Genomic DNA, 15377 nt, shown 5'->3' with positions numbered 1-15377 from the left:
AAATATGATAAAAACTTAAGAAAATTCAGGACTTGATTTAATATTTAGGATACAACAAAATGTTGTATTCTTTTTTTGCAAAAGAATACCAAAGAATAAAATAAAAAACGTTGTAAAAACAACGTTTTAGAAAGATTTACAAAACAATGTAAATTATCAATGGAGCCGGTGGGAGTCGAACCCACGTCCAAACATCTGCTAACATATTTGTCTACAACCATAGGTTATGTATTGTTTTAACAGCTCCTCGACACATAACTCAAGCCTAGGAACTGCGAGCCTATAAATCTCTTACCAAACTGCTAGACAAAGTTTGATCGTATCTCGCTAATAATAAGACCTGTCATTGAACACGAGCAATCCAAATCGGGTCACGCCTGCTGGTTTTTAGGCAGCTAGAGCGTAAGAAGTGTTATTTTTTGCAGTTATATTTAACTGAGCGTTTACGTCGCCACACGAGTCGCAAAATATGCCTCATAATGCCTGTCGAATCCGTAACGACCCCAAAAGACAATAAAACCATTATACCTTATCTAACACAAAAATGCAAAAAGGAAATCACGTACCTAAAAAGATACTATTCGAGAAATTTAGCAAACTGGGAGACTAACTACAATTTTCTCAGTGCATAACTTTACGATTGTGAATAGAGCTTACGAAATCCAATTAACACATACCTAAGATAAAGCTATCTGTTTTGAAGAAATTCACGAAGAGAATTATTCTAAAATACTTTCAGATGAGAATTTTCCTACTCTCTTTGTTTCAATTCATTTGAGTTTAAAAACTATAAAATCAATCCTTATATTATTCGGACTACTTTTTACTTGTTGTGCTAAAATAAATAGGTTTCATTCAAACTTTAATAGACTATGAAAACCAGTGGAACTTACCCTGACACGGAATTCCACTGGTTTTTCGATTTTTATCAGATTAACTTCTACTATTCTTAGCTGTGAAAATTAGTTTAGGACTTTAACTTATTTTCAATCTTCTAATCTAAAGGCCACTTCCAGTAAAGAAAAATCAGGGTTCTCCTGACTTTTACTTAGCTAATTCTCTTTCTCGTTCTTTCATTATTTTATGATTTTCATACAAACGGGATAAGAACTTAGAAATTTCTTTTAAGATAGAATAGGTTGGCACTGCGACAATCATTCCAACTACACCATAGATATTGCTTGACAACAAAAGTAAAACTAAAATCGTGATTGGATGAACCTTCATAACACTTCCTACGATTCGAGGATATAAGATATTACCATCTACCTGCTGAACAACAAGCATATAAATCACTGCAATCAGCATTCTATGGGGATCAGTGAATATATTTGCGATGATCATAGGAATCAGACCAATACTTGGCCCCACATAAGGAATTAAATTGGCTACACCAGAAAAAATAGCAAAAACTAAAGCATATTTTAAACCAATAATACTATAGCCAATATAAGCTAAACAACCTATAATGATTGCGTCAATCGAAACTCCACTAATATAGCGAGCAATCGTCGCATTTAAATTCTTTAATAAGCCTGCAATATGCAAGCGATCCCTCTTTAGAATCGTTCTTTCAAGCATGGGCAAGAATTTATGTCCATCTAATAAGAAATAAACCAAAAAAACTGGAGTCATAATCAAAATCAAAACAGTACTGATAAGAGCTGACAAGACGCTCCCCACACTATTTGATACGCTATTTAGGATATTCTGAAGAATATCAACATAGGATAAGTTTAGTTGCTGAATTGTAGCTTCTACATCCAAATTCTGGAGTGCAGGATAATTAGATAAGTCTATGATTAAGTCTTGTACTCGACTATAAATAGTTTGACTAGATATAATCAAACTAGATAACTGATTAATCAAAATAGGTAAGAGATAGACAACACCTATGACCATTCCCCAGACCAAAGCACACAAGGTAATTAAAATACCAAGTAAACGATTGAGTTTACAGACTTTATTTAAGAAAGTAACAATAGGGTTTGTCAAATAATAAAGAAAGCCCCCTAATAAAAATGGAATCATAATTGTATTAAGCACGCTAACAAAAGGGTTAATCAAAGACCCCATCTGTCTCCATAGGTAAAAGATGATGGTTAAGAGTAAAATTTCTGTGGTCCAAAAAAATAATTTATTTCTACGAAACATGAGTTACCTCCCTCACTCTATTTTACCATATTTTCAAAAAGCTTAACGGATGAATTATTAAAGCAAGAATATTTTTTTTCTTTATGATAGAATAAAACTACTATGAAAAAAATATGTTTAACTTTATTAACTGTCTCCCTTTTAGGAGGCGCTTCTACTGTTGCTGCTCAAGATTTTAATATTGCTGCAAAACATGCCATTGCTGTTGAGGCAAATACTGGTAAAATTCTCTATGAGAAAGATGCAACCCAACCTGTCGAAATTGCTTCTATTACAAAACTACTTACAGTTTATCTTGTCTATGAGGCTCTAGAAAATGGAAGTATCACACTCTCCACCCCAGTAGATATTTCTGATTATCCTTATCAATTGACGACAAATTCTGAAGCCAGTAACGTTCCTATGGAGGCTCGTAATTATACCGTCGAACAACTGCTTGAAGCAACCCTAGTATCTAGTGCCAACAGCGCCGCTATTGCCCTAGCTGAGAAAATTGCTGGCTCTGAAAAAAACTTCGTTGATATGATGCGAGCAAAACTCTTGGAATGGGGAATCAAAGATGCCACGGTTGTCAATACAACTGGTCTTAACAACGAGACTCTAGGAGATAATATTTACCCAGGATCTAATAAAGATGATGAAAATAAGCTCAGTGCTTATGATGTTGCCATCGTTGCCCGCAACCTCATCAAAAAGTACCCACAAGTTTTGGAAATCACCAAAAAACCTTCTTCTACTTTTGATGGGATAACAATCACTTCAACCAACTACATGTTAGAAGGTATGCCTGCTTACCGTGGTGGTTTTGATGGACTGAAAACAGGAACAACAGATAAGGCTGGAGAGTCTTTTGTTGGTACTACTGTCGAAAAAGGCATGAGAGTCATCACAGTTGTTTTAAATGCAGACCATCAAGATAATAATCCTTACGCTCGATTTACAGCTACATCTTCCCTAATGGATTATATTTCTTCTACATTTACACTTCGCAAAATCGTTCAGCAAGGCGATGCCTATCAAGATAGCAAAGCACCTGTACAAGATGGAAAAGAAGATACGGTCACTGCAGTGGCTCCAGAGGATATCTATCTAATTGAACGTGTTGGGAATCAATCTTCCCAATCTGTTCAATTCACACCTGATTCCAAAGCAATCCCAGCACCACTTGAAGCTGGAACAGTGGTTGGCCATTTGACTTATGAAGACAAGGACTTGATTGGTCAAGGTTACATCACCACAGAGCGCCCTAGTTTCGAAATGGTTGCAGACAAGAAAATTGAAAAAGCCTTCTTCTTAAAAGTTTGGTGGAATCAGTTTATCCGATTTGTTAATGAGAAATTATAAAAAAATCGCGGTTTAAAATCGCGATTTTTTCTTACAAGTTCATCTTCAAAGTCCTTGATTTTGGGTAAATCTAATACTCAATGAAAATCAAAAAGCAAACTAGGAAGCTAGCCGCAGACAGTACTTGAGTACGGCAAGGCGAAGCTGACGTGGTTTGAAGAGATTTTCGAAGAGTATAAAATCAAATTTTACCCAACTGATCCTTCCATCTCATAGCTAATCAAACGGTTCAGCTCAACGGCGTATTCCATTGGAAGTTCTTTTGTAAAGGGTTCTACAAATCCCATGACAATCATCTCAGTTGCCTCAGATTCTGACAATCCACGGCTCATGAGATAATAGAGTTGTTCTTCAGAAATCTTAGATACCTTAGCTTCGTGTTCCAAAGCTACTTGCGAGTTGTGAATTTCATTAAACGGAATGGTATCTGATGCTGACAAGTCATCCATGATAATGGTATCACACTCGATGTGAGAAACAGACTTCTTAGAGTTTTTGTTAAAGGTTACCTGTCCACGGTAGTCAACCTTTCCTCCGCCTTTAGCGATGGATTTAGACACAATAGACGAGCTAGTATGTGGAGCATTGTGGATCATCTTAGCACCCGTATCTTGGTGTTGCCCAGCATTGGCAAAGGCAATCGAAAGCATGGTACCACGCGCCCCTTCTCCATCAAGGTAAACAGATGGATATTTCATGGTTGTTTTAGCACCCAAGTTACCATCAATCCACTCAACAGTAGCATCCTTTTGAGCTTTAGCACGTTTGGTTACCAAGTTATAGACGTTATCAGACCAGTTTTGGATGGTTGTATAACGCATATAAGCACCATCCAAGGCAAAAATTTCTACGATGGCAGCATGCAAGCTGTTGCTTGAATAAGTTGGCGCTGTACAGCCCTCTACGTAGTGGACACTTGCTCCCTCATCAACGATAATCAGAGTACGTTCAAACTGACCAGTATTTTCATTGTTGATACGGAAGTAGGTTTGAAGTGGAATATCTACCTTGACACCTTTTGGTACGTAGATAAAGGTTCCACCTGACCATACTGCTGAGTTAAGGGCAGCCAACTTGTTATCTGTCGGCGGTACCAACTTAGCGAAGTATTGTTTAAACAAGTCTGGGTATTCCTTGAGGGCAGAATCCGTATCTGTAAAGATGATACCTAACTTCTCAAATTCTTCCTTCATGTTGTGGTAAACCACTTCTGACTCGTACTGGGCAGAGGCACCAGCTAGATAAGCACGCTCAGCTTCTGGAATCCCAATACGTTCAAAGGTTTCTTTAATTTTTTCAGGCACATCATCCCAAGAACGAGCTGGTTTATCAGATGGTTTTTGGTAATAAATCAAGTCATCAAAATCAATCTCTGATAAGTCTGCTCCCCAAGTTTGCATGGGCATTTTTTTGAAGGTTTCATAAGACTTCAAACGGAATTCTAACATCCACTCAGGTTCTCCCTTGGCAGCTGATAGTTCACGAATGACATCTTCGTTCAATCCTTTTCCTGTCGATAGGACAGGCTCTACATCATCATGGAAACCAAATTTATATTCACCAAGATCAATTGGTTTTGGTTCTACTCTTTCTTCAGCCATAATATCCTTTCTTTCATTCTTCATTTCTACTGATTCATAAGACAAAAGAAACTTGTCTTATTGATTTTCTTGATTTTCAATTGTTTTCTTGAGGGCGTTCCAAGCTAAGGTTGCACACTTGATTCGTTGAGGGAATTTGGCAACACCTGACAAGAAAGCAGCATCACCAAGACTATCTTGTCTGTCATCTTTTTGCCCTTGAACCATTTCAGAAAAAATAGTCGCCAGTTCTAAGATTTCTTGTTTGGTTTTTCCTAAAACTGCATCTGTCATCATGCTTGCAGAGGCAGTTGAAATCGTACATCCTGAGTTTAGAAAAGCAATATCTTCCAAACGATCATCTGCATCAAACTTGACAGAGAGGTTGATAACATCCCCACAGGTCGGATTGTTGAGACTGATTTGCTCAGCATCTTCCAACTTCCCTTGGTGATGTGGATTTTTCGAATGGTCCGCTACCACTGCCATATAGAGGCTATCTAGTTTAGAAAGTGCCATTGAAAAACTCCTTTGTCTTTTGTAAGGCATCCACTAATTTGTCGCAGTCAGCCTTGGTATTGTAGATATAAAAACTTACACGAGCTGTTGCTGGGACTTCCAAATACTGGAGCAAGGGTTGCGCACAATGGTGACCAGCACGAACAGCCACTCCTTCATAATCCAGAGCCGTCGCAAGGTCGTGCGGATGAAGGTCACCTAGGTTAAAGGCAATGACACCTGAACGTTGAGCCAAGTCCTGTGAACCATAAATGGTCAGTCCTTCAATCGCCTGCAGTTTTGGATAGACGTATGCGATCAATTCCTGTTCATGGGCTTCAATGGCATCCATACCAATCTTTTCCAGATAATCAACTGCAGCAGCAAGTCCGATTGCACCAGCCATATTTGGAGTTCCTGCCTCGAATTTCCAAGGCAACTCCTTCCAGCTAGCAGATTGCTCATAGACGAAATCAATCATCTCACCACCAAATTCAACTGGTGACATTTGTTCCAGATACTTTTCTTTGCCGTAAAGAACACCGATACCAGTCGGACCAGCCATCTTGTGACCTGAAAAGGCAAAGAAGTCCACATCCAAGTCCTGGACATCAATCTTCATATGAGGAGTAGACTGAGCACCATCCACCACCATGATGGCTCCAACTTGGTGGGCCAATTGAGTGATTTCTTTGATTGGATTGACCACACCAAGAACATTTGAGGCGTGAGCAAGGGAGACAAACTTGACTCTATCAGTCAATTTAGCTCGCAAATCATCCATATCCAGAGCTCCATCCTTGAGATAGACATAAACAAGCTCTGCTCCAGTCTTGCGACAGGCTTCTTGCCATGGAATGATATTGGAATGGTGTTCCATGACAGAAATCAAGACTTGGTCACCCTCAGTTAAGATTTCCTCTGCAAAGCGTGCCACCCAGTTAAGGCTGGTTGTCGTTCCTCTAGTAAAGAGAACTTCTTTTGTCGAACCTGCATTGATGAACTTACGAATGCTTTCACGAGCGGCTTCATAAGATGCTGTCGCTCGTTCTGCCAAAGTATGAACACCACGGTGAACATTGGCATTGTCCTGCTCATAGTAGCGGTTGATTGTTTCCAGAACTGCTAGTGGTTTTTGTGTCGTCGCAGCATTGTCCAGATAGACCAGAGGTTCATCGTTGACAATCTGGTCTAAAATTGGAAAATCCTTGCGAATCACTTCTACATCTAACATAGGCTACCCCTTAGCGTTTTGACAATTTTTCTTCGATAGTCGCAATCATTTCATCACGAACTTCCTTGACTGGAATCTCAACGATAACGGAGCCAAGGAAACCACGGACAACCAAACGTTCTGCAGTTGCCTTATCCAAGCCACGGCTCATGAGGTAGTACATATCTTCTGGATCCACTTGACCGATAGAAGCCGCGTGACCTGCAGTAACGTCATTTTCGTCAATCAAAAGAATTGGGTTAGCATCTGAACGAGCCTGGTCTGAAAGCATGAGAACACGGCTCTCTTGTTGCGCATCTGCTCCCTTGGCACCCTTGATAATGTGGCCAATACCATTGAAGGTTAAGGTTGCTTTTTCAAGAATAACTCCATGTTGTAGGATATTTCCGATTGAGTTGCAACCATAGTTAGTCACTCGCGTATCAATCCCTTGAACCTGACGGCCACTTGAAAGAGCTACCACTTTAAGGTCGGCATGGCTACCATTACCAATCAAGTCACTATCAAAATCCGCAACGACGTTTCCTTCGTTCATGACACCGATTGCCCAGTCAATACTTGCATCGTTTCCTAATTTACCACGACGGCTAATATAAGCTGTGACATTCTCACCTAGACGGTCAATCGCAGCAAACTTCACTTGAGCACCAGAACGTGCAATTACTTCTACTGTGATATTGGCAGTTGCTTCGGCACTTCCTTCACCGCGTGACTCTAAACGCTCCAGATAACTAATCTTAGAATTTTTACCAGCGATAATCATAATATGCTTGTTAAACGGCACATCGCTATCGCTATCTTGGTAGAAAATACCCTCGATTGGTTCTTTAATCTCAACATTATCAGGAATGTAGAGAACAGCACCACTATTGAAATAAGCTGTATGGTAGGCTGCCAACTTGTCATCGTCATACTTGACAGATGACATGAAGAATTCCTCAATAAGCTCTGGAATTTCTTCTAAAGCTGAGTGGAAGTCTGTAAAGATGATACCCTGTTCAGCCAACTCAACTGGAATTTGCTCAAAAACAGTTTGCGTTCCTACTTGCACCAACTTCAAGTGGTTATCTAGTGCAGTGAAATCTGGAACATTTGCTGATGGCTCGCTTTCTGTAATCGTCCCATCCCCCAGATTCCAACGGTGGAATTTGACACGCTCAATAACTGGTAATTCTAGGCTCTCAATCTTATCAAAAGCTTTTTGACGGAGGTCAGCCAACCAGCTTGGTTCAGCGTGCATTTCTGAAAAAAGTTTAATATTTTCTTTAGTCATTTACTTCTCCTAAAAGATACGAGGGAATTACAATTCTTCCTTGTAGTCGTAGCCAAGTTCTTCAGCTAGTTTTGCGTATCCTTCACGTTCCAAACGCGCAGCCAATTCTGGACCACCAGAAAGGACAACACGACCTTCCATCATCACGTGTACCACGTCTGGTGTGATATAGTTCAAAAGACGTTGGTAGTGAGTGATGATCATAGCACCAAAACCTTCACCACGCATGGCATTGACACCTTTAGAAACAACTTTAAGAGCGTCAATATCAAGACCAGAGTCAATCTCATCCAAAAGAGCAAAAGTTGGTTCCAACATCAAGAGTTGAAGAATTTCATTACGTTTTTTCTCACCACCAGAGAAACCTTCGTTGAGGTAACGCTCTGCCATTTCTTCTTTCATGTTGAGCAATTCCATTTTCTCGTCCAACTTAGTGATAAACTCACGAACTGAAATCTTTTCATCATCTTCTTTACCAGCATTCATTGCTGCACGAAGAAACTCAGCATTGGTAATTCCAGGAATTTCTGATGGGTATTGCATAGCAAGGAAAAGTCCCATACGCGCACGCTCATCCACTTCCAACTCAAGGATGTTTACGCCATCAAACAAGACCTCACCTTTGGTCACTTCATAGTTTGGATTTCCCATGATAGCTGCAGAAAGAGTCGATTTACCAGTACCATTTGGTCCCATGATAGCGGCAATTTCTCCTGTTTTCAGGGTCAGGTCAACCCCTTTTAAAATTTCTTTTCCTTCAATCTCAACGTGAAGATCTTTGATCTCTAATACTGACATGATAGTTCCTTTCTTTTTCAAGGCCTTTACAGTACTTACTAGAAAAACGTCTGATTTCCCCAGAAATAGAGTAAAAGGTCTATAAATATACTTTTATAGTATAACAAAAAAAAGCCTAAAAGGCTTTGATTTTGTCTGGAAGCTGAGGGCTAGTCTTTCCTATTAAAATGCTGATCGATGACATCAACGATTTTGCCCATCACATAACTGACACGAAAATTTCTGAAGAGTAAAATTGCCCAAAAGGCTGCCATAATATAGCGGCCAGTCATCCAGGCTTCATTGAAAAAATAGGTCTCAGCAGCTGTAAACAGCGCCATAATAATAAATTGTTGTTTATTCATAAACTTATTGTATCATGAATTCTTTCTTTAGTCTTCCTCTACCTTCACTTTATCAACCAAAAATTCAAATCCTTCTGGAATCAGGCTTTCTTCTGCTTCTTTTTCAGTTTGAGAAGATTTGGTTTTGGCTGAAAAGGCTGCGCGAACTTCTTTCCATTCCTCCATGGAAATGGCCAAAATTTCGGGTGAAAAACCTGCTGCCTGACTGAGGATATTGCCAAACATGGTGTTGAGATTGTCTCGTTTCATGGTTTGACCAGCATTGAAGTTAGATTCAAAAGCAAGAATAGCATGGTGTTCATTGGCTGCAACCGGTTGAGAACCAACTAGCAGAGCCTTATCAGGGCCTCCAAGACTTTCAATTACCTCTCCCCAGGCATTCTGCAAGCGAATCAGATTTTGACGTGCTAAATCAGGATTTTCAACGGCCTCTTGTAAGATAGATTGAACCTTATTGCGATCCACACGATAGACTGTCTTGCCTGTTGCTGGGCGACTAAGAGCTGGATTGGTTGGCTTAGGCACAGTTCCCACATTGGCGAGTTCTTGTTTGAGACGCGCGACTTCTTGTCTCAGCGTAGCAATTTCATGTTCAACTGCCCCTGATAGAGCTAGTTCAGGCTTAATTTCCGCTAAACGAATGGTCATCATTTCAGCATAAATCTTGGGCTGCAAACTAGACTTAATATCTGCTAAACTCACTGTCGCTAAGCGAATCATTTCAAACAGATTTTCTTGAGGAAGTGCCAAATTTTCTACAAAGACTGGACTATGATGAGTGTTTTCTCCACCTGTTTGAACAATTAACAAGTCTCTTAAATAGTGCAAAAGGTCGGTCACAAAACGGGTCATGCTCTTGCCATTGTCAAAAAGAAGATTTAAGCAAGACAAGGCCTTGGTAACATCCTGTTGAGACAAGGCAACCACATAATCATCCAAGGCTGATAGGCTAATGGTGCCAGTAATTTCTTCAGAGATGGCAGTCGTCAATTCATTTCCCTGTGTCAAACTCAGGGCTTGATCCAAAATAGACAAGGCGTCCCGCATTCCACCTTCAGCCCGTCTGGCAATGATTTCCACAGCCTCTGGTTCAGAACTAATATTTTCTTTTTCTAAGATATAGTGGATATGTTCCTTAATATCCTGTGTCTTAATTGATTTAAATTCAAAACGTTGCACACGGGATAGAATAGTCGCAGGAATCTTGTGCAATTCAGTAGTGGCCAAAATAAAGACTACATTCTGTGTTGGCTCTTCCAGCGTCTTTAGGAGGGCATTAAAAGCCCCTGTAGACAGCATGTGAACCTCATCTATGATATAAACCTTATAACGAGCAAGGCTAGGGGCATAGGTAGATTTATCACGAATTTCACGGATTTCATCCACCCCATTATTAGAGGCCGCATCCATTTCGATAACATCTTCTAAACTACCGTCCGTCACTGCCTGACAAATATAGCAGTTATTACAAGGTTCACCACCCACTTGATTGGGACAGTTCATAGCCTTGGCAAAGATTTTAGCAACACTTGTTTTTCCTGTTCCACGAGGACCAGAAAAAAGATAGGCATGACTTATTTTCTCTTGTTCTACTGCTTGTTTAAGAGTCTTAGCCACAACTTCTTGACCAACCAACTGGGAGAAGTTTTGACTTCTATATTTTCGATAAAGTGCTTGATACATTAAGATTTTTCCCCAAACATTGTAAAGTCCCATTCCGTCTTTTCAAGCAAAATCGCGACAAATTGTTCCAAATAATCTCGATCCATAGCATCGTAATCCTCAATCTCTGAAGAATCCAAATCCAGAACTCCAAGTAGTTGGCTATTCTTTATCATCGGCACCACAATTTCACTTTTAGCTAGACTGTCACAAGAAATATAGTTGGGATAGGTCCTTACATCACCAACCAGAACTGTTTCCTGAAAGTGAGCCGCCTCACCACAAACACCCTTTCCTAGTGCAATACGGATGCAGGAAACACCTCCTTGGAAGGGACCTAAAACCAATTCCTTTCCATCGAACAAATAAAAACCTGCAAATACGGTATTGGGAAAGCGTGATTTTAGAAGAGCACTGGCGTTGGAAAGATTAGCCAAAACATTGGTTTCGCCTTCCAATAGGAAGGACAATTCTTCATTCAACATTTGATAACGTGATTGTTTTTCTGATTTTAACATAGAACTATTATATCAAAAAAAGGAGCAGAGACAAAAGAAAAATCCCTTGTTTAGTAAACAAAGGATTTTGTGAATTTTCAATTTGATTAAAGTTCGATATCACCAAACAAATCAGCCATTGAGAATCCTGTTTGTGTTTCTGGAAGTTCAAAATCACGTTTTTCTTGACGTTTTGGACGACGTGGACGAGCAGCACGTTTTTCTTCTTTTTGTCCTTCTTCTTGAGCTGGACGCTCTTCAAGAGCTTTGATAGAAAGTGATACGCGCTCTGCATCTGCGTTAACTTCAAGAACTTTAACTTTAACTTCTTGACCAACTTTAAGAGCTTCTTTAGGATTTTCAATACGTTTGTGTGAAATTTGTGATACGTGAACAAGTCCATCGATACCTGGCAATACTTCAACAAATGCACCGAAGTCAGTCAAACGTTTAACTGTTCCTTCTACTACATCACCTTTTGCCAATTTTTGCTCAACGCCATCCCATGGTCCAGGTGTTGTTGCTTTAAGTGAAAGTGATACGCGTCCTTCTTCTTCGTTAAAATCAAGGATTTTCACTTCAATTTCTTCACCAACAGTTACAACTGATTTTGGTGATACGTTACGTTCGTGTGACAATTCAGTCAAGTGAACCAATCCGTCAACACCACCAAGGTCGATGAAAGCACCGAAGCTTGTGATACGTGCAACTTTACCAGTTACAACATCACCAACAGCCAATTTACCGAATACTTCAGCGCGTGCTGCTGCAGTAGCTGCTTCAACAACTTCACGACGTGAAAGGATGAAGCGGTTTTCTTTAGCGTCAACTTCTTTGATTTTAGCCTCAAATTCTTGACCTACAAAACGCTCAGTGTTACGTACGAAACGAGTATCCAACATTGAAGCTGGGATAAATCCACGAACACCTTCAAATTCTACTGAAAGTCCACCTTTAACGGCACGAGTTCCTTTAACAGTAACAACTTCTTCTTCGCGACCAACAAGTTTGTCCCATGCTTTGCGAGCTTCAAGGCGTTTTTTAGATACAAGGTATGTAACTGTATCAGTATCTTTACCAACTACTTGACGAAGTACAAGAACATCCAATACTTCTCCTACTTTAACAAAGTCATTGATATCTGCATCGCGATCGTTTGTCAATTCGCGAAGAGTCAAGACACCTTCAACACCAGTTCCAGAGATTGCAACGTTAGCTTGAGTCGCATCAACTGTCAATACTTCAGCACTAACAACATCACCAGTCTCAACTTGGCTAACGCTATTTAGCAAATCTTCAAATTCGTTCATCTAAAAAATCCTCCAACAATCAAGTTTTTCTTAAACTTGACATACTTATAATTTTTTTCCTAAGCACCCGCAAGGACATGTTTATATCGTTCACGTCTTTCAATTATAAAAATAAAATACCCTAAGATATTTTGCTTTTTATCTTGATCATTACCTAAGAACTGGGGTAGCTGGATTCGAACCAACGCATGAGGGAGTCAAAGTCCCTTGCCTTACCGCTTGGCTATACCCCATTGATGAAATGGAGAGAGAGGGATTCGAACCCCCGAACCCGAAGGAGCGGATTTACAGTCCGCCGCGTTTAGCCTCTTCGCTATCTCTCCTACAATCAACATGGACTATTATATCATGAAAATTTCAAAAAAACAAGACTTATTTTGCTAAATTATAATTTTCAATCAAAATTTCCACAGCTTTTTCCAATTTTTTATAAAAACTATCGACATTCCCATTCTTTATGATGGCAAATTGTCCGTCTAATTCGGCAATTTCTCCGATAACTTTTTTACCAATGGTCAACGTATAACCTTCAAAACTGTCTTTTCCTACCTTAACTTTGGCATCTGCTACTTGAATTTCGATTTTTTTATCTTTCTTACTCATTTCATACCTCTCTTCACTTTTTCTATTTTACAAGAAAATCCTAAAACTAGCAAGAAAAAACTCTATATCAGGCTTGTCTGACATAGAGTTTTCTGCTTTATTTAATGTGTTTTTCTAGTTCTTTTTGGTATTTGCTATTGGATTCCAATTTTTCTTTTTGCCATTTTTTAAGAGCTTCGTCATATTCTTTTGTTGTAACAATATCTTTTTGCAATTTCATTCCTTTAAAGATATATGGATCCCCCTTAATACCAACTTGTGAGTATGGTTTTGAGAATGGTACTACGTTACTTACAACTGGAGAACCACCAGATGAAGCTGTTGGCATCAATAATGAACTATCTGTCAACCAAGCTTGAGCTTTGGCATATTTTTCATATCTCTTCTCTAGGTCAGTGGTCTCAGAAACAGCATCTTCTAACAATTTCTTATATTGATCCAAACCAAGTTTAGCTACAACATCCTTATCTTTTCCTTTCGTAATACCAAGGTGTTTCATGGCAGAACCAGATTTTGGATCCATAATATTCAAGTAAGACGCTGGATCTTGATAGCTTGGAGCCCATCCTGTACTGTTCAAATCATAGTCTTTTTGAGAAGGAACACGCGCTTGTGATGTAATCGTTTCTTTTTCATTATCTGTCATTTGAAGCACATCGATGACAACATTTTCAGCACCAAGAGTTGATTCAATGGACTGTTTGAAAGAGTTGCTTTGTTGTACGGCGATAGTATCTGTTTGTTCAACCGGGACATCCAAGTGAATTGGGAAGGTTACCCCTTTAGATTCCAAGTCTTTCTTAGCTTTTTCGAAAGCAGCTTTAGCCTTGTCAGGGTTATAGATAGAATCCTTACCGTCAACTAGCTCAACACCTTTCCATTGGTCCCCATAGTTCACCAACTCTGCTTGAGCGATTTGACCAAAGTTCTTACCACCTGCTTGTACGAAGTTATCTGGAACAAGGCTGTTACGAATAATCTTGTCCGCACCATCTTCACCGTTTAGCTGGGCAGCATACGAATGACGGTTGAAGGCAAAGTTGATAGCCTGACGGAAATCCTTATTGAGCATCGCTTCTTTTGTAGAAGTCTTTTGCTCCTCACTTGTTTTCGCAGTTTTATTGTATGACTGACGATTTACGTTAAAGGTGAAGTAATAACTACTTGAGTCCTGTGGGCTATAAGTGATTTTATCTCCGTATTGTTCCAAAGTTGAAGCAAAGTTTGAGCTGCTTGGGAAGAGACGGGCTGTCGTATAAGCACCAGAGGAGAAGCTACGGATCAAAGACTCCTGATCTGAACCATCGTAGTAGGTCAATTTAATCTTCTCGATTTTAACATTTTCTTTATCCCAGTAATTTGGATTTTTTTCATATTCAATCAACGATTTAGAAGTCAATGTTTTTAAGAAATAAGGACCATTGTAGAGAATCCCTGCTGGGCTAACCTCTCCATAATTCTTTCCTGATGCCTTTAAAAACTCTTCATTTACAGGCAACATCGTCGCTGTTGTAACTTTCGAATTCCAGAAACTTTCTGGCGCATTCAATGTATACTCAACTGTGTAGTCATCCAAAGCTTTAACACCAACTGTAGAGAAATCATTGGTTTCACCAGTCATATAGGCGTCTAAGCCTTTAATTGAATTTTGGATGAGAGAGACACCGTCTGACTTCCCATCAGCGACGTGTTTTAGTCCTGTCACAAAGTCATGGGCTGTTACTTCTGCGTATTCTTCGCCTTCTGATGTGTACCATTTCACTCCTTTACGAAGTTTATAGGTATAAGTCAATCCATCTTTTGAGACAGACCAATCCTCAGCCAAAGAAGGAATAACATTACCATATTTATCATTTTCCATCAAACCATCAACGACATTCCCGATAATATCTGTTGTGGATGTACGCGTTGCTATGCTGTAGTCCAAGGATGCTGGATCCACTGCATAGACATAAGAAAATGTTGTCGGAGCATCTGCTTCTTTATCAGCTTTTCCACAGGCTGCTAAAAGAGCTGTTGTGCTCAGGACCACTCCTGCTGTTAAGAGCCACTTTTTCGATTTCATAAAAATCTCCTTTAA

13 protein-coding genes, 2 tRNA genes and 1 other RNA gene are annotated in these 15377 nt (G+C 39.6%); 1 reads left to right on the top strand and 15 read right to left on the bottom strand.

Annotated features, from left to right (window positions below; genetic code table 11):
- Positions 1 to 157 precede the first annotated feature (157 nt).
- Positions 158 to 505: a transfer-messenger RNA gene (ssrA, locus tag HT720_RS04645) on the bottom strand.
- A 539-nt stretch (positions 506 to 1044) separates the two neighbouring features.
- Entirely contained in the window at positions 1045 to 2154 is a 1110-nt protein-coding gene (gene cozE / locus HT720_RS04640; RefSeq protein ID WP_050079225.1) for a cell elongation protein CozE, read from the bottom strand.
- 102 nt (positions 2155 to 2256) lie between these two features.
- Between cozE and pbp3 the strand changes: the two genes are divergently transcribed.
- On the top strand, positions 2257 to 3498 hold the full coding sequence (gene pbp3 / locus HT720_RS04635) for a D-alanyl-D-alanine carboxypeptidase PBP3 (protein WP_173274856.1): 1242 nt from the start codon (positions 2257 to 2259) through the stop codon (positions 3496 to 3498).
- Positions 3499 to 3686: 188 nt separating this feature from the next.
- On the opposite strand, the gene sufB is transcribed toward pbp3, so the two are convergent.
- The 13 genes from sufB to HT720_RS04570 all read right to left on the bottom strand — a co-directional run bounded on the left by sufB (position 3687) and on the right by HT720_RS04570 (position 15362).
- Positions 3687 to 5099 (bottom strand): Fe-S cluster assembly protein SufB, encoded by a 1413-nt coding sequence (sufB, locus tag HT720_RS04630; RefSeq protein WP_000797047.1) that lies wholly within the window; start codon positions 5097 to 5099, stop codon positions 3687 to 3689.
- A gap of 57 nt (positions 5100 to 5156) precedes the next feature.
- On the bottom strand, positions 5157 to 5597 hold the full coding sequence (sufU, locus tag HT720_RS04625) for a Fe-S cluster assembly sulfur transfer protein SufU (protein WP_023936697.1): 441 nt from the start codon (positions 5595 to 5597) through the stop codon (positions 5157 to 5159).
- Entirely contained in the window at positions 5584 to 6810 is a 1227-nt protein-coding gene (locus tag HT720_RS04620) for a cysteine desulfurase (protein ID WP_173274855.1), read from the bottom strand. The genes sufU and HT720_RS04620 overlap by 14 nt, the downstream gene beginning before the upstream one ends.
- Before the next feature lie 10 nt (positions 6811 to 6820).
- Positions 6821 to 8083 (bottom strand): Fe-S cluster assembly protein SufD, encoded by a 1263-nt coding sequence (gene sufD / locus HT720_RS04615; RefSeq protein WP_173274854.1) that lies wholly within the window; start codon positions 8081 to 8083, stop codon positions 6821 to 6823.
- A gap of 27 nt (positions 8084 to 8110) precedes the next feature.
- Positions 8111 to 8881, bottom strand: a complete 771-nt coding sequence (gene sufC, locus HT720_RS04610; RefSeq protein ID WP_173274853.1) for a Fe-S cluster assembly ATPase SufC — start codon at positions 8879 to 8881, stop codon at positions 8111 to 8113.
- A gap of 149 nt (positions 8882 to 9030) precedes the next feature.
- Positions 9031 to 9225: a DUF3272 domain-containing protein gene (locus HT720_RS04605; RefSeq protein WP_001041547.1), complete on the bottom strand. Its 195-nt coding sequence runs from the start codon at positions 9223 to 9225 to the stop codon at positions 9031 to 9033.
- A 27-nt stretch (positions 9226 to 9252) separates the two neighbouring features.
- Complete coding sequence (dnaX, locus tag HT720_RS04600; RefSeq protein ID WP_173274852.1) at positions 9253 to 10908, bottom strand: DNA polymerase III subunit gamma/tau; 1656 nt, start codon at positions 10906 to 10908, stop codon at positions 9253 to 9255.
- Positions 10908 to 11405 (bottom strand): GAF domain-containing protein, encoded by a 498-nt coding sequence (locus tag HT720_RS04595; RefSeq protein WP_173274851.1) that lies wholly within the window; start codon positions 11403 to 11405, stop codon positions 10908 to 10910. The genes dnaX and HT720_RS04595 overlap by 1 nt, the downstream gene beginning before the upstream one ends.
- Positions 11406 to 11491: 86 nt before the next feature.
- A complete protein-coding gene (gene rpsA, locus HT720_RS04590; protein WP_173274850.1) occupies positions 11492 to 12694 on the bottom strand; it encodes a 30S ribosomal protein S1 in 1203 nt (400 codons plus the stop codon).
- Positions 12695 to 12855: 161 nt separating this feature from the next.
- Positions 12856 to 12927 (bottom strand) — tRNA-Gln (locus HT720_RS04585).
- 9 nt (positions 12928 to 12936) lie between these two features.
- A tRNA-Tyr gene (locus tag HT720_RS04580) sits at positions 12937 to 13017 on the bottom strand.
- A gap of 49 nt (positions 13018 to 13066) precedes the next feature.
- On the bottom strand, positions 13067 to 13297 hold the full coding sequence (locus HT720_RS04575; protein WP_000037110.1) for a DUF2969 domain-containing protein: 231 nt from the start codon (positions 13295 to 13297) through the stop codon (positions 13067 to 13069).
- Positions 13298 to 13394: 97 nt separating this feature from the next.
- On the bottom strand, positions 13395 to 15362 hold the full coding sequence (locus HT720_RS04570) for a peptide ABC transporter substrate-binding protein (RefSeq protein WP_173274849.1): 1968 nt from the start codon (positions 15360 to 15362) through the stop codon (positions 13395 to 13397).
- Positions 15363 to 15377: the final 15 nt, after the last annotated feature.

The sequence above is a fragment of the Streptococcus sp. 68 genome (assembly GCF_013277415.1).
Taxonomy (GTDB): Bacteria; Bacillota; Bacilli; order Lactobacillales; family Streptococcaceae; genus Streptococcus.
The sequence above is the reverse complement of the archived record's forward strand: the minus strand, read 5'-3'. Positions and strand labels throughout refer to the sequence as shown.

Excerpts from the sequence above, each read along its gene's own strand:
- cozE (WP_050079225.1), bottom strand. The coding sequence starts at position 2,154 with ATGTTTCGTAGAAATAAATTATTTTTTTGGACCACAGAAATTTTACTC.
- pbp3 (WP_173274856.1), top strand. The coding sequence starts at position 2,257 with ATGAAAAAAATATGTTTAACTTTATTAACTGTCTCCCTTTTAGGAGGC.
- sufB (WP_000797047.1), bottom strand. The coding sequence starts at position 5,099 with ATGGCTGAAGAAAGAGTAGAACCAAAACCAATTGATCTTGGTGAATAT.
- sufU (WP_023936697.1), bottom strand. The coding sequence starts at position 5,597 with ATGGCACTTTCTAAACTAGATAGCCTCTATATGGCAGTGGTAGCGGAC.
- HT720_RS04620 (WP_173274855.1), bottom strand. The coding sequence starts at position 6,810 with ATGTTAGATGTAGAAGTGATTCGCAAGGATTTTCCAATTTTAGACCAG.
- sufD (WP_173274854.1), bottom strand. The coding sequence starts at position 8,083 with ATGACTAAAGAAAATATTAAACTTTTTTCAGAAATGCACGCTGAACCA.
- sufC (WP_173274853.1), bottom strand. The coding sequence starts at position 8,881 with ATGTCAGTATTAGAGATCAAAGATCTTCACGTTGAGATTGAAGGAAAA.
- HT720_RS04605 (WP_001041547.1), bottom strand. The coding sequence starts at position 9,225 with ATGAATAAACAACAATTTATTATTATGGCGCTGTTTACAGCTGCTGAG.
- dnaX (WP_173274852.1), bottom strand. The coding sequence starts at position 10,908 with ATGTATCAAGCACTTTATCGAAAATATAGAAGTCAAAACTTCTCCCAG.
- HT720_RS04595 (WP_173274851.1), bottom strand. The coding sequence starts at position 11,405 with ATGTTAAAATCAGAAAAACAATCACGTTATCAAATGTTGAATGAAGAA.
- rpsA (WP_173274850.1), bottom strand. The coding sequence starts at position 12,694 with ATGAACGAATTTGAAGATTTGCTAAATAGCGTTAGCCAAGTTGAGACT.
- HT720_RS04575 (WP_000037110.1), bottom strand. The coding sequence starts at position 13,297 with ATGAGTAAGAAAGATAAAAAAATCGAAATTCAAGTAGCAGATGCCAAA.
- HT720_RS04570 (WP_173274849.1), bottom strand. The coding sequence starts at position 15,362 with ATGAAATCGAAAAAGTGGCTCTTAACAGCAGGAGTGGTCCTGAGCACA.